This is a genomic window from Paenibacillus sp. FSL H7-0942, assembly GCF_045040715.1.
GTDB classification, from domain to species: Bacteria; Bacillota; Bacilli; order Paenibacillales; family Paenibacillaceae; genus Paenibacillus; species Paenibacillus amylolyticus.
In genome coordinates this window covers 678,285-698,880 of sequence record NZ_CP150279.1, presented here as the reverse complement: position 1 = coordinate 698,880, position 20,596 = coordinate 678,285, and the positions used below count along the sequence as shown (strand labels likewise).

Sequence of the window (20,596 nt, the reverse complement as noted above, 5' to 3'; positions counted from 1 at the left end):
GCGTAGCTTAGCTTACATTTCAGAGATCGTTCTCTGAAAACTAGATTCGAAACGAAACATGCGTATTACAACTTGCTATTGGATAAGCCCTCGACCGATTAGTACTGGTCAGCTCCATGCATTGCTGCACTTCCACCCCCAGCCTATCTACCTCGTCGTCTTCAAGGGGTCTTACATACTGGGAAATCTCATCTTGAGGGGGGCTTCACGCTTAGATGCTTTCAGCGTTTATCCCGTCCGTACATAGCTACCCAGCGGTGCTCCTGGCGGAACAACTGGTACACCAGCGGTACGTCCATCCCGGTCCTCTCGTACTAAGGACAGCTCCTCTCAAATTTCCTACGCCCACGACAGATAGGGACCGAACTGTCTCACGACGTTCTGAACCCAGCTCGCGTACCGCTTTAATGGGCGAACAGCCCAACCCTTGGGACCTACTTCAGCCCCAGGATGCGATGAGCCGACATCGAGGTGCCAAACCTCCCCGTCGATGTGGACTCTTGGGGGAGATAAGCCTGTTATCCCCAGGGTAGCTTTTATCCGTTGAGCGATGGCCCTTCCATGCGGTACCACCGGATCACTAAGCCCGACTTTCGTCCCTGCTCGACTTGTAGGTCTCGCAGTCAAGCTCCCTTATGCCTTTGCACTCTTCGAATGATTTCCAACCATTCTGAGGGAACCTTTGGGCGCCTCCGTTACTCTTTAGGAGGCGACCGCCCCAGTCAAACTGCCCACCTGACACTGTCCCCGCACCGGATTACGGTACCAGGTTAGAACCTAGATACGATCAGGGTGGTATCCCAACGTTGCCTCCACGCAAGCTGGCGCTCACGTTTCAAAGGCTCCCACCTATCCTGTACAGATCGTACCCAAATTCAATATCAAGCTGCAGTAAAGCTCCATGGGGTCTTTCCGTCTTGTCGCGGGTAACCTGCATCTTCACAGGTATTAAAATTTCACCGGATCTCTCGTTGAGACAGCGCCCAAGTCGTTACGCCATTCGTGCGGGTCAGAATTTACCTGACAAGGAATTTCGCTACCTTAGGACCGTTATAGTTACGGCCGCCGTTTACTGGGGCTTCGGTTCACAGCTTCGGGATTGCTCCCTAACCACTCCCCTTAACCTTCCAGCACCGGGCAGGCGTCAGCCCGTATACTTCGCCTTACGGCTTCGCACAGACCTGTGTTTTTGCTAAACAGTCGCTTGGGCCTTTTCACTGCGGCCCCCTCGTGCTATTCACACTACCGGGGCACCCCTTCTCCCGAAGTTACGGGGTCATTTTGCCGAGTTCCTTAACGAGAGTTCTTCCGCGCGCCTTAGAATACTCTTCTCGCCTACCTGTGTCGGTTTGCGGTACGGGCACCATCACCTGGCTAGAGGCTTTTCTTGGCAGTGTGAGATCATGACCTTCGCTACTATAATTTTCGCTCCCCATCACAGCTCAGCCTTACAATGTGCGGATTTGCCTACACATCAGCCTTACTGCTTAGACGGACATCCATCAGTCCGCGTCACTACCCTACTGCGTCCCCCCATTGCTCATAACGGCTTACGGTGGTACAGGAATTTCGACCTGTTGTCCTTCGACTACGCCTTTCGGCCTCGCCTTAGGTCCCGACTTACCCTGAGCGGACGAGCCTTCCTCAGGAACCCTTAGGCTTTCGGCGGATCAGATTCTCACTGATCTTTTCGTTACTCATACCGGCATTCTCACTTGTATAATGTCCAGCGCTCCTTACGGTACACCTTCAACCCTTATACAACGCTCCCCTACCCCTGATGCAAAGCATCAAGCCATAGCTTCGGTGGTGTGTTTAGCCCCGTTACATTTTCGGCGCAGAGTCACTCGACCAGTGAGCTATTACGCACTCTTTCAATGGTGGCTGCTTCTAAGCCAACATCCTGGTTGTCTGTGCAACTCCACATCCTTTCCCACTTAACACACACTTGGGGACCTTAGCTGATGGTCTGGGCTGTTTCCCTTTTGACAATGGATCTTAGCACTCACTGTCTGACTCCCGGAAGTAAGTCTATGGCATTCGGAGTTTGACTGAGCTTGGTAACCCTTGCGGGCCCCGCACCCAATCAGTGCTCTACCTCCACGACTCTGTTTTCCGAGGCTAGCCCTAAAGCTATTTCGGGGAGAACCAGCTATCTCCGAGTTCGATTGGAATTTCTCCGCTACCCCCACCTCATCCCCGCATTTTTCAACATGCGTGGGTTCGGGCCTCCAGTGCGTGTTACCGCACCTTCACCCTGGACAGGGGTAGATCACCCGGTTTCGGGTCTACGTCCACGTACTAATTCGCCCTATTCAGACTCGCTTTCGCTGCGGCTCCGGCTCTTCACCTTAACCTTGCACGGGAACGTAACTCGCCGGTTCATTCTACAAAAGGCACGCCATCACCCCTAAAACGGGCTCTGACTTTTTGTAAGCACACGGTTTCAGGTTCTATTTCACTCCCCTTCCGGGGTGCTTTTCACCTTTCCCTCACGGTACTGCTTCACTATCGGTCGCTAGGAAGTATTTAGCCTTGGCAGATGGTCCTGCCGGATTCATACGGGGTTTCACGTGCCCCGCACTACTCGGGATCCGTCTCGGAGGGAACCAACTTTCAACTACAGGGCTTTTACCTTCTTTGGCGGGCCTTTCCAGACCTCTTCGCTTAACCGGTTCCTTTGTAACTCCATGTGAGACGTCCCACAACCCCAAAGAGCAAGCTCTCTGGTTTGGGCTTCTCCGCGTTCGCTCGCCGCTACTGACGGAATCACTATTGTTTTCTCTTCCTCAGGGTACTTAGATGTTTCAGTTCCCCTGGTATGCCTCTACATAACCTATGTATTCAGTTATGAGTAACTGGAAATTACCCCAGCTGGGTTTCCCCATTCGGACACCCCCGGATCAAAGCTTGCTTACAGCTCCCCGAGGCAGTTTCGTTGTTCGCCACGTCCTTCATCGGCTCCTAGCGCCTAGGCATCCTCCGTGTGCTCTTAGTAGCTTAACCATTTTGTTCCGGTTTCGGTCGCTCGCTTCCCTTGTTTTGCTTGCGCAAAGCCAAAAGTCGCTCTCACCCGATACCATCACAAAAGCAATTTAACTACCTTTATACACTTGACTTGTTTGCACAAGTTCAGCTAAAAAGGAATGTTCTAATTCGCGTTTGTTTCGTTTCGATATCTAGTTTTCAAAGAACAAGCTCCATGCAAAAGCAAGCTGTTTGAGAGTTTGAGCTCTCAAAACCGAACAACGAGTGAGTGTTTTGCAGCTAAGCTGCGTATTTGAATGTTTCCACTCGGGAAACGATTCTCCATAGAAAGGAGGTGATCCAGCCGCACCTTCCGATACGGCTACCTTGTTACGACTTCACCCCAATCATCTATCCCACCTTCGGCGGCTGGCTCCTTGCGGTTACCCCACCGACTTCGGGTGTTATAAACTCTCGTGGTGTGACGGGCGGTGTGTACAAGACCCGGGAACGTATTCACCGCGGCATGCTGATCCGCGATTACTAGCAATTCCGACTTCATGCAGGCGAGTTGCAGCCTGCAATCCGAACTGAGACCGGCTTTGTTGGGATTGGCTCCATCTCGCGATTTCGCAGCCCGTTGTACCGGCCATTGTAGTACGTGTGTAGCCCAGGTCATAAGGGGCATGATGATTTGACGTCATCCCCACCTTCCTCCGGTTTGTCACCGGCAGTCTATCTAGAGTGCCCATCCGAAATGCTGGCAACTAAATATAAGGGTTGCGCTCGTTGCGGGACTTAACCCAACATCTCACGACACGAGCTGACGACAACCATGCACCACCTGTCTCCTCTGTCCCGAAGGAAAGATACATCTCTGCATCGATCAGAGGGATGTCAAGACCTGGTAAGGTTCTTCGCGTTGCTTCGAATTAAACCACATACTCCACTGCTTGTGCGGGTCCCCGTCAATTCCTTTGAGTTTCAGTCTTGCGACCGTACTCCCCAGGCGGAGTGCTTAATGTGTTAACTTCGGCACCAAGGGTATCGAAACCCCTAACACCTAGCACTCATCGTTTACGGCGTGGACTACCAGGGTATCTAATCCTGTTTGCTCCCCACGCTTTCGCGCCTCAGCGTCAGTTACAGCCCAGAGAGTCGCCTTCGCCACTGGTGTTCCTCCACATATCTACGCATTTCACCGCTACACGTGGAATTCCACTCTCCTCTTCTGCACTCAAGTCACCCAGTTTCCAGTGCGATCCGGGGTTGAGCCCCGGGATTAAACACCAGACTTAAATGACCGCCTGCGCGCGCTTTACGCCCAATAATTCCGGACAACGCTTGCCCCCTACGTATTACCGCGGCTGCTGGCACGTAGTTAGCCGGGGCTTTCTTCTCAGGTACCGTCACCTTGAGAGCAGTTACTCTCCCAAGCGTTCTTCCCTGGCAACAGAGCTTTACGATCCGAAAACCTTCATCACTCACGCGGCATTGCTCCGTCAGGCTTTCGCCCATTGCGGAAGATTCCCTACTGCTGCCTCCCGTAGGAGTCTGGGCCGTGTCTCAGTCCCAGTGTGGCCGATCACCCTCTCAGGTCGGCTACGCATCGTCGCCTTGGTGAGCCGTTACCTCACCAACTAGCTAATGCGCCGCAGGCCCATCCCCAAGTGACAGATTGCTCCGTCTTTCCAGTTTCCTTCAGGCGAAGAAAACAATTATTCGGTATTAGCTACCGTTTCCGGTAGTTGTCCCAAACTTGAGGGCAGGTTGCCTACGTGTTACTCACCCGTCCGCCGCTAAGTATCAAGGAAGCAAGCTTCCTATCAACTCCGCTCGACTTGCATGTATTAGGCATGCCGCCAGCGTTCGTCCTGAGCCAGGATCAAACTCTCCAATAAAGTATTGAAAAGAGCGATAAGCTCATTTTGAATCTGACGAGATTAAAAATCTCATTTGTGCTCCAGTCGATTCAAGCCAAGGCTTGTCTCAAACTTTCGCGTTCATTCTGCAAGCAGAATGTTTACTCACTCGTTGTTCAGTTTTCAAAGATCAAACTTGTTTCGTTACCGAATGTCGTTCTCTTCAGCAACTCTTATATAATATCATGTCCGAACCAACTTTGCAAGCTCTTTTTTTAAGTTTCTTTCGAAGCTTATTTCAATTGCTTGCCGCACCGTGTATCTCGTGTTTTTTTGGCCGGAAATAGAATATACCATGTAGAACACACACTTGTAAAGAGTTAATTTCAAAACTTATCAAATCCACGATCTAACCATATTAAGGACCTTCAATCTACCACGAACTCTTAGGTTCAATTTTATTATCCTGCAGCTTAATCTTCTTTATTTAAATCTGTCTTTCTTCTATATATAAGAAGGCAACCCTCTCAACTCTTATATTCGAGACGAAAGGGTTACCTTCTATAGTAATCTATATTTATTTACGTTCTACTTTATATCCCTTATCCTCAAGCAGTTTCACGATGCCGTGATCGCCCAAGTAGTGTGCCGCACCAACAACAATGAAATATTCCTCACCTTTGCCGTTTTTCAAGTAACCATCGATTTTGTCCGCCATACCAATGTTACGATCAACCAGCATTGCTTTGTTATATTCCTCGTTAGTGGAGAAGCTGTTTGTCAGTTCAAGCAGTTGCTCGTCATTACCCGTTTTCCACATCTCAGCCATTTCTTTCACACTGTTATCCAACACGTCGAAGTTTTCGATTGTCGCTTTCAGTGTTTCCTCTTGTGTTTCTTTGGAAAAGTCGTTAAACATACCAAGTTGAGATTGATAACTCTCCAACTCGATAACTGGAAGTTTGCGCTCGATCGCTTTCTGGATGAAATACAGATCCACTCCTGCTGACGCTTCGTATCCTGCCGTTGTGGACTTCAAACTTGCAAGTGTGCTCTCTACCACCCAAGGCTTAAATGCATCCAAAGCGTTAGACTCCAGACCATTTTTCTTCAATACATCACCCAGCTTTGTATACGTTTCACTGGAAATGTGGTCTTTCAGTGTTGTTCCATCTTGATACGAACCCAGACTTAGAACCAGCTTTTGCTGCTCTTCGTCAGCGGCTTTGCTAATATCAATCTCTACCCCGAGATAATCTGCTTCGGCAAAAGCTTCTTCAAACTCCGGACGCAGTGGGTAGAAGCTCTCATCCGCAATATGCATGGACCCTACCAGATAGACGGTGTTGCCATTGCTTTCAACTTCCCACATGAAGCCACGTCCACCGGTTTGAGCAGTTTCAGTTGCTCCACCTTTGGATACCAGCAGCACGGTGCGCGTTGCAGCATCCCAGCGAACTTCATAACCCGCTGCATCACCGACGATGCGGATTGGAGCATACGTTACACCGTTGATACGTGTAAGCTTGCTTTTAAGTGTAATCGTTTTGCCATCTACTACAGCCGTGATCGTATCATCTGTCGCAGTTGTTAGCTTCACATCCATAGCATCCAGCGTGGTCCGCAGTGGAACCAATGTTGTACCTTTCTCCAGGATCGGCGCTCCTGTAGCATATTTCACAGCTTGGTCATTAACCTTGACGGAAGTTCCTTGTGGAGCAGCCATAGCTGGCACTGCAGATGCAAGCAAACCTACTGAGATGGTAAGAGATAAGAGCATGCGTTTCCAATTCTTCATATTATGTATCCTCCTTTAAGGAATATAGTTGCCAATCCAATTTTTAATAGAATAGACATACTTAGATACTACGGATAAAGGTGGGAATTGGTGCCACTCCAAAACGGAGCAGCACTTTCTCCCTTCATTACTCTCATTAGAATAAGAAACAATAAAAACGAAACCGTCGTATAGGTTTAATGCTAGATATTCGCAAAATCCAAGCTATGCCAAGATAAATAGATACTGATCAGAGCCAGGAAAAAGAATGCTATAGAAACCTTCGGATTGCCCAGCAGCTTCACCCCATATGCGACGAAGAAAATAGCGATAGCTAAGCTTTGGTAGTTGCCCTGCTCTGAAAAGGCTGAACTGCTAAATACAATTGAAAGTAGTAGTGTAGTCAGGATCGATCAATGCTTTAAACCACAGAGGTTCCCTCAAAAACTGTATATAGAACCCTTTTAACTGCTGCATGATCATCGACCCTCTCCTGAACTCGATTTAATATGACCACCGACAGAGCACACCACTTGTCATAATTAGTGAGAAAAAGTCATCAATAAAGCTTATCTATCAGGACATATTTTCATGATAAGTAGGAAAAAGCGCAAAACTCATTTTGCATATTCATGCATGCTAATATATACGGATTTTTGCGATATTTTTTCTTAATTATACATAGCAAAAAGACCACTATCTAGTATTAGATAACAGTCTCATTTTAGAATACTTTATTCATTTAAATTAAAATCATTCCGTCTTCTATTCTTCTACAGAAACATAAATACTTAATCGTATGCGAATTGCCGCTATCTCAAAACCAGTTAGAATCATAATCCAGTGATCTTTCCTCCCCTTCTTTCTCTAGTAATATGTTCAGGAAAACATCAAGCAGCTCCTATCAGCTTGAGTACAACTAAAAATATTGCTGGGATAATCGAATTGATGGAATTAAATATTCAGTGAACTATGATATTCGACCATATATTTCTGATAGCTCCTTCTAAAGTAAGTAGAAGCTGGATCCTTATTCTTGCTGCTTCATTCGGAAAGAATCTCACAATTTTTGTGCTTCGGCATGTAGTTGTCATGATTCATCCTCTGGTATAGAGTCTAACTAATCTTCTTGCACATTTCGGTACAGTTTATCTAATATCGTTTTTAACTGATTTAATTCATCGTGTTCCAAACCTCGTGTAACATAGTCATGCGCGTTTTTAACTGTTAACAACAGCTTTCCTTTAACTTCTTGACCTTTAGAGGACAAATATAAATAATGTGAGCGCTTATCTTGATCATGAACAATACGTCGAACCATGCCCTTGCGTTCTAAAGAATGTATCATTCTCACTACCGTTGTTTGATCCCGATCGATGGCCTCCGCCAGCTCTTTTTGAGTCATAGCTTTATCTATATCAAGACAGGAGATAATGCTCCACTGCTCCGGTGTAACCTTGTAGGGCTTTAATTGTTTCGTAAAATAGTTTGTAAGCTTGACATCTGTACGATGGATCAAGAAGCCGGTAATATTATATAAGTCCATTGCAGTACCCTCATTTATCATTTTCTTAAATCAAATATAGTCGATCTCTCAAAGGTTACACATGAAATCCGTCAAAAATTCGTTAATTTCGTTTAGAAAAAATGATACATGGATACAATCAAGCTAAGTATGAACAAAATGAGTGCTGGAATGGCCTTCTGAATCGGGTCTTTAGCTAAGACTATTAAAGTAAACGCTCCAGCAAGCATTGTTCCGGCTAGAAGCAAGCCAGCTAAAATTGCTGCGACAGGCATCCAGATGCCAACGATCATACCAGCTGCCCCCACAATCTCGAACGACCCAGTCAAAACATTAAAGAACGATGGCAGTCCAAAACGTTTAAACTCATTGGCCATTTTACCGGAAATAATTTTGCTTCCTGTAAAAAGGAAAAAAACACCTAATAGAACCTGTAAAACTGTGATAAAAATGAACATATCTACCCCTCTTTCATAAAGTTATGCATATGAATTTAATATATGCTATAGCATGTATTTTGTTTGAAATTTTATATATTGTCAACCCTAAAATAAAGCTTTATAGATTATAGCCCTCTTATGTCCTTTTAATTTTTCTTAGATTATCGTTCCAAAGGAAGCTTTCTTTTTCACATATCGTTAATATTTCTAGCATGGATAATTCAATTTCTGTTCTTTGTTGAACTGTGGTAAATTTCTCTGTAATCAGCCAATTAAAAGCCTATGCTTCTTACTTTCAATAAATTTAGTAATAAACAAAGGTAATTTACTTAACTTATTGTCAATTCGACCTACGGAATGTAATTTAGCTTGTTTATACAAAAATCAACCATCCCAAATTAAATAAAACTTCTAAGTAATTATTCGTTCTTGACTGTTTGTATCGAACACCATTAAACAACATGTAGCGCGTTCAACATTAAATTGGCCACCAATGGCTGCAAGCTAATTTCAAATAGAGATATGCATATTTATGGATAAATATGCATATCTCTCTAATTATGACAACACACACACCTTCAAACACTCCACCTAGATCTTATATGCCTTCATGGCTTTAAACAATTCCTTAAAGGTTGGACGTTTACCGTACATCAACACACCTGTGCGATAGATTTTGGCTGCAAGCCATCCGAAGATGATAATGGATACGATGAGAATGGCTAAGGACGTTAGAATCTCCCAAGTTGGCGCAACTCCTGCGCCGATTCGTACCAGAATCGCGGTCGGCGACGTGAATGGAATGAAGCTTGCGATTTTCAACAACAGAATGTTCGGCGTAGAAATACTGAAGATCGCAATATAGAAGGAAACAAGCGACAACATCGTAATCGGCAGAACAGCCTGACCGAGTTCTTCAGTACGGCTTACCATTGAACCAATGGCAGCAAACAACACGGCATACAGGAAGTAACCCAGAATGTAGAATATGAGTCCGTACACAATAACTGCACTATTCACATCACTTACACTCATATTGAAATCACCTAATACTGCACGGTTATGCGGCAGCAAGATATTTCCGGCAACCACCGCTCCGAAGATCCCGATTTGCAGCATCCCCACCATGAAAATACCGATAATTTTACCAAACATCTGACTGAGCGGTGATACACTCGTAATCAGAATCTCCATAATACGTGAGCTCTTCTCAGCTGTGATCTCAGAGGCAATCATGTTACCTGTCATCATCGTTGAGGTAAACAGCAGGATGATCAGCAAGTACACCACAATATAGTTAATCGGGCTCATTTTACCTTCAGACTCAGTACCTGCTCCGCTCTCATCTGTACTCAAACTTTGCTCAGTGAGCTTCACAGGTGTTGTAATCAGTTCCTTCTGCTCCGCTGTGAGTACATCCTTCACAACCACATCCAGCTTCACACTCTGCAACGCTGCTTCAATGGATGCAATGATCTGAGGTGATACGTCTTCTGCTGAATATAGAATGGGCTGCGGGAACTCTTGCCCGGAAACAGCTTCAAACTTCAGATAACCATCGGTAAGCCCTGCTTCCACATCCGCCGCAAGAGCAGCCTCATCTTTGTCACCACTGGCAATGAATCGATAGGCCTGATCTCCTTGAGCCGCAGAGAAGCTCTCCAGTTTCTCGGAAACTTCAGGTTGCCCTGTACTCAAAAGACCAATATTTACAGGATTACTACTTGAAGCTCCACCAATGGAACCCCCATTAAATAAGGTAATGAAATACGGGACATTGAGTCCGATTGAAATTAAAAGTGCAAGTACAATGGTCGTTACCATGAATGATTTCGTTTTAACTTTGTTTTTAAATGTAAAACCCGTAATCGTTCCCATTTTATTCATTCGACTCACCTACCTCACGAATAAAGATTTGGTTAAGCGTTGGTTCCTTCAGTTCAAAGTGTTCCACTGTCGTCTGAGTCATGGCTGTTCTCAGAATCTCTTGAGCCGCTTCCACCTGACTAATATGTATCAGGTAACCACGCTCATTTCGCTCGACTTTCTTCACACCAGGCAACTGTTCAAGTCCTTCCACACTACCAATCGTACCCAGGAATACCTGTTCACGCGGATACCGGCTCTTGATCTCCTTGATCTCTCCTTGTACCACCGTGTTGGAACGATGCAGAATGGTGATCTGACGACACAACTCTTCAACGTGCTCCATACGGTGTGTTGAGAACAGAATGGCCGTGCCTTCGTCACGCAATTCTTTGACGGTGGACTTGAGTAATTCCACGTTGACGGGATCCAGTCCACTGAACGCTTCATCCAGAATGAGAATCTGCGGTCTATGCACTACAGCCGCGATAAAGCCCATTTTCTGCTGATTACCTTTGGATAACTCCTCGATCTTCTTATCGTAATACTCAGGTACCTCAAACCGATTCAGCCAATACTTGAGGCTCTGATCTGCGTCCTTACCATTCATGCCACGAAGTCGTGCCAGGTAATTAATCTGTTCGCTGACTTTCACCTTCGGATACAATCCGCGCTCTTCCGGAAGATAACCCATAATCTGTTGTAGCTCCGTATTATAGGGCTTGCCGTTGTACAGGATATTCCCTCCGTCAGGGTGAATCAGTCCAAGCACCATACGCATTGTTGTTGTTTTACCTGCACCATTAGCTCCGAGCAGTCCGTAAATCTCCCCCTCTTTTACATTGAGCGTAACTCCATTAACGGCTGTTTTGTCTGCATATTGCTTGACGACTTGCTTCAATTCCAATCGGTTCATCATTTATCGTCTCCCTTCGGTTATTTCCACTGTACGGGTGCATACCCGGCAATCCAGAATGCCAGCACTTCATCCAATTCCAAGTTACGGATTTTCAATACCCGGTTATTGGACAGCTCCAGCCTCTCCTGCGCCTCGCTGACCCGGGTTGTAATTACGCGAACCAGACCTCCCTCTTCTATAGAAGATTCCACAACACCAGGAATACTTTCTGGCCTTAAATCTCCTTCATACCAGACTTCTTTCCACTGATCGAGCACCATATCTTTCTCGGCCATCCCCAGTGACTGACCACGGTGCATCAATACGATGTAATCCGCAAGCCTTTTGACTTCGTCTGCAATATGTGTGGCAATCAGAATCGTGGTGTCTCCCCCCGCCATGAAGGTACGGAACTGCTCAACCATCACTTTCCAAGCAAAGGGGTCCAATCCTGATGAAGGCTCATCCAAAAGCAATAGTCTTGGGCGAGCTGCAATTGCAGCTGCAATCTCAAATTTTCGCCTTTCTCCCTTGGACATCTTGTTCAGCTTCACATCAACAGGTACTTCCATATCCTGAATCAGTTGGTCGAACAACTTCATATCCCAACGTGGGTACCAGTACGCCCGGAAATGGGCCGCTTCTTGTGCTGTTATCCGGTTCTCTTCTGAACCAGCGTTATCTGCCACAAAACCAATCTGTTGTCTCAGTTCAATGGGAAGTGGCCCATCATGTTCCTGACCAAACCATATAATCTGCCCAGCATCTGGCAGCACCACTTGCTGTAACATGTTAAGAAGGGTGCTTTTGCCTGAACCGTTGTGACCGAGAATAGCCACTATATACCCTTCCGGGATGGTCAGATCAATTGGGCCGATAACTCTGCGTTTTCGCATTTTGGATATGCCGTTCAACTGGATTGCTATGGGTTCCACGTATGAATCACTCCCTTACTTCACGTAAATAGCCTTCAGGACTTCCCGGAATAGGCTCTCCATCTCTTCTTCCGTACAGCCTACCGATTTCCCGGACTGCACCGCTGCCTGCATCGCTTCCTGTGCGGCCTTTAATCTATAATTTTCTCTGTCACCGGCTTCTACCTGGGCCACAAATGTACCTGTCCCCTGCTTCGTACGAAGCAAGCCTTCATTCTCCAGATCCTGATAGACCCGTCTAACCGTAATAACACTGCAATTCAGTGCTCCGGCGAACTCACGAATGGACGGCAAATGTGTTCCCTCCCCCAACTGACCCGTAATAATTAACGATCTTAACTGATTTTCAATTTGGTGGTATAAAGGTTCAGCGCTATTTTCATTAATTTGAATGGGTATTTTCACATCTTGCACCTCGCCCTCCGGTACACTCCAGTCTGTTACCTGACCGTGCCGGTTTCATCCTGTATTCGTACATAAGCTCAATTCTCATTTTAATTCAAATCCCGATGAACCAGCTTCTTCAGCGTAAAACGACTAGACAGCCATAATCCCGCTACGCCAGCCACCAGAGAAATCCACATGATCGGGGAAAGCAGCCCCCATGATTTACTTCCATCCATTACAATCCGTAATCCGTAACTGCCTGATATTCGAATCAGTATGGATATGCCAATGGCGAATGGTATAAAAAGCATACTGAGAAGCAAGTATTTCTTGCCACTGTTCAGAAACTCTCCGTAAATATAGAACCCTGTTACCAAAAGGCCATAACCTGTACAGGTAAGGCTAAAGGCCAGATACTGATCCCATCGGAATCCTTCGACATGAAGGTTAACCACGTATAATGATCCGTAGAAAAAGATTCCATTGTACGTAAACGCCATCAGAGACTGCTGTAGCCTGGACCACATCACCACTTGTTCAGGGATGGGAATTCTACGATAGTAGGCCAGCATCTGCGTATAAGAATCTTCCTGTATGTAACGGAAGGAGCGCCTGCAGAACATAAACCCTTGAAATGGCAACATGATTAAAAAGAAGGAATCCACTACTGGATTAATAATATCTGTCTGTTGTTGTCCTAAAAACATCACACCGCTCATGCCGCCAGTGTATATCATGAATAATGCAGACCATAGCCATTGGAGCCTATCCTTACTCATCTGGCTGCGGGTCAACCACCATGCCTGCTTCCATTCGTTCATATGCATGCCTGCCTTTCACCTGTCATTCACTCATGTTGCTTACTGTGATTACTGTATATATCAATATACACAGTATACAGACCTGTTTCTCATCCCGTCAACCCCTAATTTTCCTGAATCAGGAAGACGGGATGGGACACAGTACGAATTTACGTTAAAATAAATTAGAATCATAGAAAGGAAGGTTACAGCTATGGATTGGCTGGTAGAGATCGGATTTGTCCTCCTTTTCCTTATCGTCGTAATCTGGTTGGTCCTTCGGGATGAGCCTCATCGTCATTCTGCCAAAAAAGGCAGATACCGCATCCGCCGTAACAACGGTTATACCGACTCTGCTTCGGGATATCCGGTCATTATGGGAGATGACTCCTACGATCGACATGCCAAACACACACCGGATCACAAACATCATGAGTCGGATTCTTCATCAGACACACATTCTCATCACAACAGCGATAGTGGTAGCAGCAATGACAGCGGTGGAGATAGTGGCGGTGGAGATAGTGGCGGCGGAGACAGTGGGGGTGGCGGGGATTAAACATCATTCCCCAATCACAAAAGAAGGGCTGTACCCGTTATTGTGTAAACACAATTCGGGTACAGCCCTTTGCCGCTCTCTAGCACCTGTTAGAAGAAGAGGCCTTACGATTAAACGAGGTTATAACCACTAGGCAGACTGCGATCCCTGCGGATTGCGCGAATCTGAGCCAGCGTTAACCGTTGATTGGTGGAGATCAGGGATTCCACATCATTGCCACGGATCAGATCATCCAAATCTCTCAAGTTGGTGTTGCCTCGGAAGACCCGGAATCCACCTTGGAAGTTAGGACGTGTAAACACAACCAGTGTTGCATTAGAACTTGTTGAGAAAAAGCGCAGGCTCTCCACCCCATCCAAAATATTGTCCAGGTTACGAAGACCCGTGTTGCCACGATAGATGCGGCTTCTCCCTCTGTAGTTCTCTTCTGAATACACGGTAAGACGTGGATACGTCTGACTGACGTTGACTGTTTTTTTCATTTTGTTTCCCCCTCTCGAACTCATTCTATGAATGAATGAGAGAGGAAGCGTGGACGAATGATCTGCTAGATTCGTCCATTTTCATATTTTCAGAAGGTTATAGTGACGCACGCCCGAGTAACCGGAGGTTATATCTCTACTTCTATACGCCGAGGATAACTTCCCATACCGGACGTGTATGACCACCAGGATATAAGAGATATAAAAGAACATACACAACAACACCTGTTAGCGCTGACCCAAACCAGATCATGGACGTGAACTTGCCCCAGCGGCGATGTGTTCCGAACTTCTTTTTGAACCCCAGTACCAGTGTGGAGATGCCAAATATCGCTGCCACGGTAGCGAGGATAATATGAAAGATCAGAAATATCCGATAAAAGATCTCCAGATCCGGGTCCCCGCCCCAAGCCGTATTGCCCACGAACACTGTACGAGACATATAGATCACAAAGAAGATTAGAGCTGCAATCGCACCTGCTACCATGGCGGACTGATGAGCCTCACGTTTCCCCCGAATAATCAGTACCCATCCAATCCCCACCAGTACTGCACTAATCACAATGAAAGAAGTACTGATCGTTGGTAGCCAAAAATACATATCCATCGTGTGTTCCCCCTCTTGTCAGAACATTACTTCATTATTTGGCAGCCGGATTGAGCGGCCCTCCTGCGCCCCCTGCAGGATACGAATCATCATCATCTTCCTGCTTCTCTTTCCGATACCATTGGAAAAAGACATAAGCCAGCATGGAGGCAAAGATTCCTTCCTGAATAAACTTCATGACAATGCCACCGACCTGCTGATCTTCTTTCGCAGAAGACAGGAAGTTGAAGAACGCAGGCCCACCGAATGAGCGAAGTAATGCCGTAGAATCTCCAGACACACAATACCGCATTGCTTCAGCCCATACTGCCGGGTTGCTGTACGTCTGATACAACGGCTCGGCCGCAAAAATAATCAATCCACACGCAGGCGTGAGCAGTACCATATTCAGAAAAATAAAACCAATCTTGGATAACCCCGATGCTTGTCTGCCTTCTGGTAACGGATTCAGCAATGTCCACCACATGAGCATCGAGGTGATGAACAATGCAATATAATACAACCGGTGAACGGTAAAATTCAGCATGACGTAATCATGTACAATCGGTAGGTGATACAGCGAGAACAGCCCGTTAAAGAGCACTGCCGCAACGATCGGATGAGCCAGGAACGATAGCTGTCGTGTAGGCAACCAGCGTACGATTTTGCGCCATACCCAGATCGGCAAACCTTTCATCATCAGCGGCGGGGCTACCAGATAGGAGAACGCCATGCTCACCATATGGAAGCTAAACATCACGTGACCAAGCAGATTAAATGGTCCAGCTTGAGCCAGATACAGGACAAACAGCCCTGTAATAAACATGATTTTCTGTGCAGCAGTCGCAGGTTCTGCATCCTTTATTTGCTCGCTTAACGGTCCCACAAGCACCAGATAAGCCGCAGCAATGATCAGAAATAAAGCCAGTATAAGCGGACTCCATAAATCATTGAAGCTAAAATATTGCAACCCGAGCATACGGGAAACCTCCCCGTGACCTGATTTGGTTGTTGCCTTCATTACTTTGTGAAGATTCATTCGCCAAAAAGGGGAAAAGACGGCGGCATTGCGCCGCCGCCATCTCTTTTACCACCAGACCCAATAGAGTGCCATAATGATGCACGTAAAGGCTACGAAAAAGCCAAAGGCCATGAACAGAATCGGCATCAAGTGCCCTTTGTCCTTCAAGTGCATCCAATAACCCAATTGAACGAATACTTGAAGAATAGCCATGACGAGCAAAATAATAATGATAAAGGTTGTGTTGACCCCTCCGGCAGAAGCAGCCGCAAACGCAATCAGCGTAAGAATAATGGAGAAGATAAACACCACGACGTGTTTCTGTGGCCCTTCCGTCCGGTGACGGTGTTTCACAGGCTGTTGATCTGTCTTATCCTGTGCCGACATGTGCTACCCCACCTTTCCGAGCAGGTACACGACCGTAAAGATGAACACCCATACCACGTCAATAAAGTGCCAGTACATTGCGGAGACGTATACTTTAGGTGCGGTTACGACCGTCAATCCTTTTTTGAACAGCTGACCGATAATGATTCCGATCCACACAATACCAAAAGCAACGTGGGCTCCGTGGAACCCGACCAGTGTATAGAATGCTGAACTGAATGCACTCGTGGTCATGCCAAACTCTTTATGTTTCACATACTCGTAGAACTCGTAAATTTCCAGTGCGAGAAATCCCATACCCAGTACTACCGTGATGCCAAGCCACAACGCCAGTGCATCTCGCTTGCCCTTATGCATGGCCTGAATCGCAAATACACTCGTCAAACTACTGACCAGGAGAATGAACGTTGCAGCGGCCACAAGTGGCAGGTGGAACAGTTCATTCGCCGTAGGTCCATCATTAGTTTGGCCACGAAGAGCCAGGAAGGTAGCAAAGAGTGTACCGAACAGTACCGTCTCGCCGCCAAGGAACAACCAGAAGGCGATAAGCTTGTTACGGCCTTCCAGCGTTGCTTTCTCCGGTTCATGCGGCAATTTGTCGTTCACCGGTTCGGCATGTGAGGTTGTCATGTTCTAGCCCCCTTCTCATCCTGATCCTCCGGTTCAATATGCCAGCCATGATCATCATAAAGTGAACGAAGTGCCATTGCACCGAATGTGATTACGAGACCAATAATAACTACAATATAATTGTTGAAAATGACATTCATAAATGCATTACCAAATTCATCATTGCTGAACATCAAGCCAAGTCCGGCGATAAAGATACCTACTGACATTACAAACGGCAACGGCGTTGCTGAAGGCATATGAATCGAACCTACAGGTTCTGCCGGTGTCATCTCCGTATGTCCTGCCATTTTTTCCTTCCAATATGCATCAATTCCGCGTACCAGCGGCGTCTGCTTGAAATTATATTCCGGCGGCGGAGATGGAATAGACCATTCCAGTGTACGGCCGTCTTCCCACGGATCGTTTGGCGCGCCAGCCGGTTTTTTCATTGTGATCACGATGTTCACGAGGAACATGATAACCCCAACACCCATTAGAAACGCACCGACGGAGCTGACCAGATTGAGCAGGTCAAAGTCCTGATTCGGCAAGTATGTAACGATCCGGCGCTGCATCCCCATCAGACCGAGGAAATGCTGTACAAAGAACGTTAATTGGAAACCGATCATAAATGTCCAGAACGTCCATTTGCCCAGTGTTTCGCTGAGAATACGTCCGAACATCTTCGGCCACCAGTAATGCAGTCCCGAGAACAATCCAAGTACGAGTCCCCCTACAATAACGTAGTGGAAGTGGGCTACAACAAAGTACGTATCATGGAACTGGAAGTCTGCCGGAGCAGATGCCAGCATAACGCCTGTAACACCACCCATAACGAAGGTTGGGACGAATCCAACAGCAAACAGGTTTGCCGCGGTAAAGCGGATCTGTCCACCCCACATCGTAAAGAGCCAGTTAAAGATTTTGATCCCGGTAGGTACGGCAATCAACATCGTGGAGATGGAGAAAAGCGCGTTGGCTACATTACCCAGACCTGTTGTAAACATGTGATGCGCCCATACCATGAAGCCCAGAAAGGCAATCAGGATGGTGGCAAATACCATGGAGCTGTATCCGAACAAGCGTTTACGCGAGAAGGTCGGAATAACCTCCGAGATAATACCAAATGCCGGCAAAATCAGAATGTATACTTCCGGGTGCCCGAAGATCCAGAAGATGTGCTGCCAGAGTACCGGGTTACCGCCACCTGCTACATCGAAGAAATTCGCTCCCAGTATACGGTCAAACGTCAAAAGTACAAGCCCTACCGTGATGGCAGGAAAAGCAAAAAGGATAATGGCAGATGTAATAAATGTCGTCCATGTAAACATCGGCATCCGCATGTAGGACATGCCTGGAGCACGCATTGTAATAATCGTTGCGAGAAAGTTAATGCCCCCGATGAGCGTTCCCAGACCCGCGATCTGAAGGCCAATGGTGTAGAAATCCACACCATGCGTTCCACTGTACTCACTGCCCGAAAGCGGAGTATATGAGGTCCAGCCCGCATCCGGTGCTCCGCCCATAACCCAGCTCAGGTTCAGCAACAATCCACCAAAGAGGAATGTCCAGAAACCCAGCGCGTTAAGAAACGGGAAAGCAACGTCCCGTGCCCCGATCTGCAAAGGCACGACAGCATTCATAATGGCAAAAATAAGTGGCATGACACCAAGGAAAATCATCGTTGTTCCATGCATTGTAATCAATTCGTTGAAGACCTGTGCCGATACAAAATCATTCATAGGCTTCATCAGTTGAATCCGAATCAAAATGGCTTCAATGCCGCCGATTCCAAAGAAAAATCCACCCGCAACCAAATAGAGAATGGCGATTTTTTTGTGATCGACGGTGGTGATCCAATCCATCAAGCCCCTGTACCTCTTGACGCTATGCGCATGAGCCAAGGTTGTGTACCCCCTTCTTCGTCCTTGCTGTTCTATTCATAGTCCAATTTGTAGTTGGCCAGATATTCGGCAATTCCGTCGATTTCTTCATCCGTCAACCCAAGATCTTTGGGATTCGGCATGGTATTGCCCGGCTTCACGGATTGTGGATCATGGAGCCATTCTTTCATGTTATCCAGTACCGGATTACCTTCTTCCTGTCCCTCGCGAGAATTCAGCAAAATGCCTGCGACAGATTCCTTGCCGCCAATTCCCGTCAGGTTAGGTGCAACCGGTCCACCTTGATCACCAACAGCGTGGCAAGAAAGGCAGTTTGTTTTGAACTTTTCGGCCAATTGAGTGTCTTCAGGAAGGACTGCAGGTGCTTTCATCTGGTTCACCCATCTGTCAAAGGATTCCTGACTCACTGCTTTTACCTTAAACTCCATAAAAGCATGCGATCTGCCACATAATTCGGCACATTTACCACGGTAAACGCCTTCATTCGGTGCAGAGAAACTGAACTTGTTAAGTGTTCCATCCGGGTTTGTGTCCATTTTGCCCGCAAGTGACGGCACCCAGAAGGAGTGAAGCACGTCAGCGGTTTTTAATTCGAATGCAATTTTTGTTCCGGTCGGGATGATGAGATCTTGAGCGGTGGTTACGTCATATTGAGGATAAGTGAATTCCCACCAGTACTGATGCGAGGTGACTTGGACCTTAAGTGCATTTTTGTCATTGGACAGATCTTCGCCTTGGGCAAAAATCGTTTGGACCGTCGGTACTGCCAGAACAATAACCAGCAATAACGGAATGGCTGTCCAGATTACTTCCAGCTTGAAATTACCTTCAACCTGTTCGGGCATCTCAGTCTGCCCGGCTCGTCTACGAAACCGGATCAGAACATAGGCCGCTATGGCAAATACAATGATGAGCACCACGATCATAATCGCGATGGATAACTTCATCAGATCATATTGGCCTTGCGCTACAGGACCCTGAGGTTTCATTACCGACAAGTCTTCCCGCCCGCATGCGGATAGCAGCAAAGAGAACACCGCCAGCAAGGGGAGAATTCGCTTTGCAACCTGCCACTGTTTCATCATTGATCTACCCCACTTTTTTACGTTTTCGTAGATTACCGTTGTCGTTCGGTAGAAAGGCAACAAAAGGTACGTTTCAGCACGATACGCATAATCCTCTTCATCATACAGAACGCTTAGAAAAATAACGCTTCCAGTACTCCCGTGATTTCCTGCTCAGGGCATGTCTGCGCATTCTTCCAATTCATTCTATATGCTTCAATCACTTATTAAATATAAGTTGAGGGTATGATTTTGTCAATCTTTGGACACATGTTCACAAATTGTTCACTTTATGTAAAAAACCGCTCTACAACTTGATTTGCAAACGATTTCAGTTAAAAGTATTACACTCTACATTTGAAAATTTTTGCCAAATTTCGGTGATAAAACTCGATTTATTGGTGATTTTTCTCACATTGAAAACATGTGCTATTATGCAAAAGAAAGATCAGAATTTATGGAAAACCTCTTCCATATCCATTCAGAAGACATGCCTATCGCTCCATACCGCTATCTTCAAGCTC

16 protein-coding genes and 2 rRNA genes are annotated in these 20,596 nt (G+C 46.5%); 1 reads left to right on the top strand and 17 read right to left on the bottom strand.

The features are described 5' to 3' along the window. Nucleotides 1-78: 78 nt before the first annotated feature. From MHI48_RS03235 to MHI48_RS03190, 10 genes are all read right to left on the bottom strand, one after another. Nucleotides 79-3,006 (bottom strand): 23S ribosomal RNA (locus MHI48_RS03235). Nucleotides 3,007-3,315: 309 nt separating this feature from the next. Continuing rightward, nucleotides 3,316-4,868, bottom strand: a 16S ribosomal RNA gene (locus MHI48_RS03230). The 16S and 23S rRNA genes sit together here, the layout of an rRNA operon. 538 nt (nt 4,869-5,406) lie before the next feature. Further along, on the bottom strand, nt 5,407-6,627 hold the full coding sequence (locus tag MHI48_RS03225; RefSeq protein ID WP_036613154.1) for a TraB/GumN family protein: 1,221 nt from the start codon (nt 6,625-6,627) through the stop codon (nt 5,407-5,409). A gap of 1,099 nt (nt 6,628-7,726) precedes the next feature. After that, the gene (locus tag MHI48_RS03220) at nt 7,727-8,152 is read right to left on the bottom strand and encodes a MarR family winged helix-turn-helix transcriptional regulator (RefSeq protein WP_036613157.1); all 426 of its coding nucleotides are present in this window, start codon (nt 8,150-8,152) and stop codon (nt 7,727-7,729) included. A 92-nt stretch (nt 8,153-8,244) separates the two neighbouring features. Further along, nucleotides 8,245-8,589, bottom strand: a complete 345-nt coding sequence (locus MHI48_RS03215; protein ID WP_036613160.1) for a DoxX family protein — start codon at nt 8,587-8,589, stop codon at nt 8,245-8,247. A gap of 573 nt (nt 8,590-9,162) precedes the next feature. Beyond that, nucleotides 9,163-10,458, bottom strand: coding sequence for an ABC transporter permease (locus tag MHI48_RS03210; RefSeq protein ID WP_036613163.1), 1,296 nt, complete (start codon nt 10,456-10,458; stop codon nt 9,163-9,165). Then, nucleotides 10,451-11,353: an ABC transporter ATP-binding protein gene (locus MHI48_RS03205; protein ID WP_036613228.1), complete on the bottom strand. Its 903-nt coding sequence runs from the start codon at nt 11,351-11,353 to the stop codon at nt 10,451-10,453. The genes MHI48_RS03210 and MHI48_RS03205 overlap by 8 nt, the downstream gene beginning before the upstream one ends. A gap of 20 nt (nt 11,354-11,373) precedes the next feature. Continuing rightward, nucleotides 11,374-12,270, bottom strand: a complete 897-nt coding sequence (locus MHI48_RS03200) for an ABC transporter ATP-binding protein (RefSeq protein WP_036613165.1) — start codon at nt 12,268-12,270, stop codon at nt 11,374-11,376. Between the two features lie 15 nt (nt 12,271-12,285). After that, a complete protein-coding gene (locus MHI48_RS03195; RefSeq protein ID WP_036613231.1) occupies nt 12,286-12,675 on the bottom strand; it encodes a GntR family transcriptional regulator in 390 nt (129 codons plus the stop codon). 89 nt (nt 12,676-12,764) lie between these two features. Next, on the bottom strand, nt 12,765-13,478 hold the full coding sequence (locus MHI48_RS03190; protein ID WP_036613234.1) for a hypothetical protein: 714 nt from the start codon (nt 13,476-13,478) through the stop codon (nt 12,765-12,767). Between the two features lie 193 nt (nt 13,479-13,671). Between MHI48_RS03190 and MHI48_RS03185 the strand changes: the two genes are divergently transcribed. Beyond that, nucleotides 13,672-14,016, top strand: a complete 345-nt coding sequence (locus tag MHI48_RS03185; protein ID WP_405142985.1) for a hypothetical protein — start codon at nt 13,672-13,674, stop codon at nt 14,014-14,016. A gap of 110 nt (nt 14,017-14,126) precedes the next feature. Here the strand turns inward: MHI48_RS03185 and MHI48_RS03180 are convergent, their stop codons facing one another. From MHI48_RS03180 to coxB, 7 genes are all read right to left on the bottom strand, one after another. Beyond that, on the bottom strand, nt 14,127-14,498 hold the full coding sequence (locus MHI48_RS03180) for a hypothetical protein (protein WP_036613171.1): 372 nt from the start codon (nt 14,496-14,498) through the stop codon (nt 14,127-14,129). Nucleotides 14,499-14,640: 142 nt separating this feature from the next. Further along, complete coding sequence (locus MHI48_RS03175; protein WP_036613174.1) at nt 14,641-15,105, bottom strand: DUF420 domain-containing protein; 465 nt, start codon at nt 15,103-15,105, stop codon at nt 14,641-14,643. Nucleotides 15,106-15,139: 34 nt separating this feature from the next. Continuing rightward, nucleotides 15,140-16,063, bottom strand: coding sequence for a cytochrome c oxidase assembly factor CtaG (ctaG, locus tag MHI48_RS03170; protein ID WP_036613176.1), 924 nt, complete (start codon nt 16,061-16,063; stop codon nt 15,140-15,142). Nucleotides 16,064-16,171: 108 nt separating this feature from the next. Next, nucleotides 16,172-16,492 carry a cytochrome C oxidase subunit IV family protein gene (locus MHI48_RS03165; RefSeq protein ID WP_036613178.1) on the bottom strand — a complete coding sequence of 107 codons (321 nt, stop codon included), beginning with the start codon at nt 16,490-16,492 and terminating at the stop codon, nt 16,172-16,174. Between the two features lie 3 nt (nt 16,493-16,495). After that, the gene (locus MHI48_RS03160; protein WP_047840264.1) at nt 16,496-17,122 is read right to left on the bottom strand and encodes a cytochrome c oxidase subunit 3; all 627 of its coding nucleotides are present in this window, start codon (nt 17,120-17,122) and stop codon (nt 16,496-16,498) included. Then, a complete protein-coding gene (gene ctaD, locus MHI48_RS03155; RefSeq protein ID WP_370511460.1) occupies nt 17,119-18,969 on the bottom strand; it encodes a cytochrome c oxidase subunit I in 1,851 nt (616 codons plus the stop codon). The genes MHI48_RS03160 and ctaD overlap by 4 nt, the downstream gene beginning before the upstream one ends. Before the next feature lie 71 nt (nt 18,970-19,040). Then, complete coding sequence (gene coxB / locus MHI48_RS03150; RefSeq protein ID WP_036613183.1) at nt 19,041-20,093, bottom strand: cytochrome c oxidase subunit II; 1,053 nt, start codon at nt 20,091-20,093, stop codon at nt 19,041-19,043. Nucleotides 20,094-20,596 lie beyond the last annotated feature (503 nt).

Coding starts and splice junctions, on each gene's coding strand:
- MHI48_RS03210 (WP_036613163.1), bottom strand. CDS start 10,458: ATGAATAAAATGGGAACGATTACGGGTTTTACATTTAAAAACAAAGTT.
- MHI48_RS03205 (WP_036613228.1), bottom strand. CDS start 11,353: ATGAACCGATTGGAATTGAAGCAAGTCGTCAAGCAATATGCAGACAAA.
- MHI48_RS03190 (WP_036613234.1), bottom strand. CDS start 13,478: ATGAACGAATGGAAGCAGGCATGGTGGTTGACCCGCAGCCAGATGAGT.
- MHI48_RS03225 (WP_036613154.1), bottom strand. CDS start 6,627: ATGAAGAATTGGAAACGCATGCTCTTATCTCTTACCATCTCAGTAGGT.
- MHI48_RS03220 (WP_036613157.1), bottom strand. CDS start 8,152: ATGGACTTATATAATATTACCGGCTTCTTGATCCATCGTACAGATGTC.
- ctaG (WP_036613176.1), bottom strand. CDS start 16,063: ATGCTCGGGTTGCAATATTTTAGCTTCAATGATTTATGGAGTCCGCTT.
- MHI48_RS03215 (WP_036613160.1), bottom strand. CDS start 8,589: ATGTTCATTTTTATCACAGTTTTACAGGTTCTATTAGGTGTTTTTTTC.
- MHI48_RS03180 (WP_036613171.1), bottom strand. CDS start 14,498: ATGAAAAAAACAGTCAACGTCAGTCAGACGTATCCACGTCTTACCGTG.
- MHI48_RS03160 (WP_047840264.1), bottom strand. CDS start 17,122: ATGACAACCTCACATGCCGAACCGGTGAACGACAAATTGCCGCATGAA.
- MHI48_RS03185 (WP_405142985.1), top strand. CDS start 13,672: ATGGATTGGCTGGTAGAGATCGGATTTGTCCTCCTTTTCCTTATCGTC.
- MHI48_RS03165 (WP_036613178.1), bottom strand. CDS start 16,492: ATGTCGGCACAGGATAAGACAGATCAACAGCCTGTGAAACACCGTCAC.
- MHI48_RS03175 (WP_036613174.1), bottom strand. CDS start 15,105: ATGGATATGTATTTTTGGCTACCAACGATCAGTACTTCTTTCATTGTG.
- coxB (WP_036613183.1), bottom strand. CDS start 20,093: ATGATGAAACAGTGGCAGGTTGCAAAGCGAATTCTCCCCTTGCTGGCG.
- ctaD (WP_370511460.1), bottom strand. CDS start 18,969: ATGGATTGGATCACCACCGTCGATCACAAAAAAATCGCCATTCTCTAT.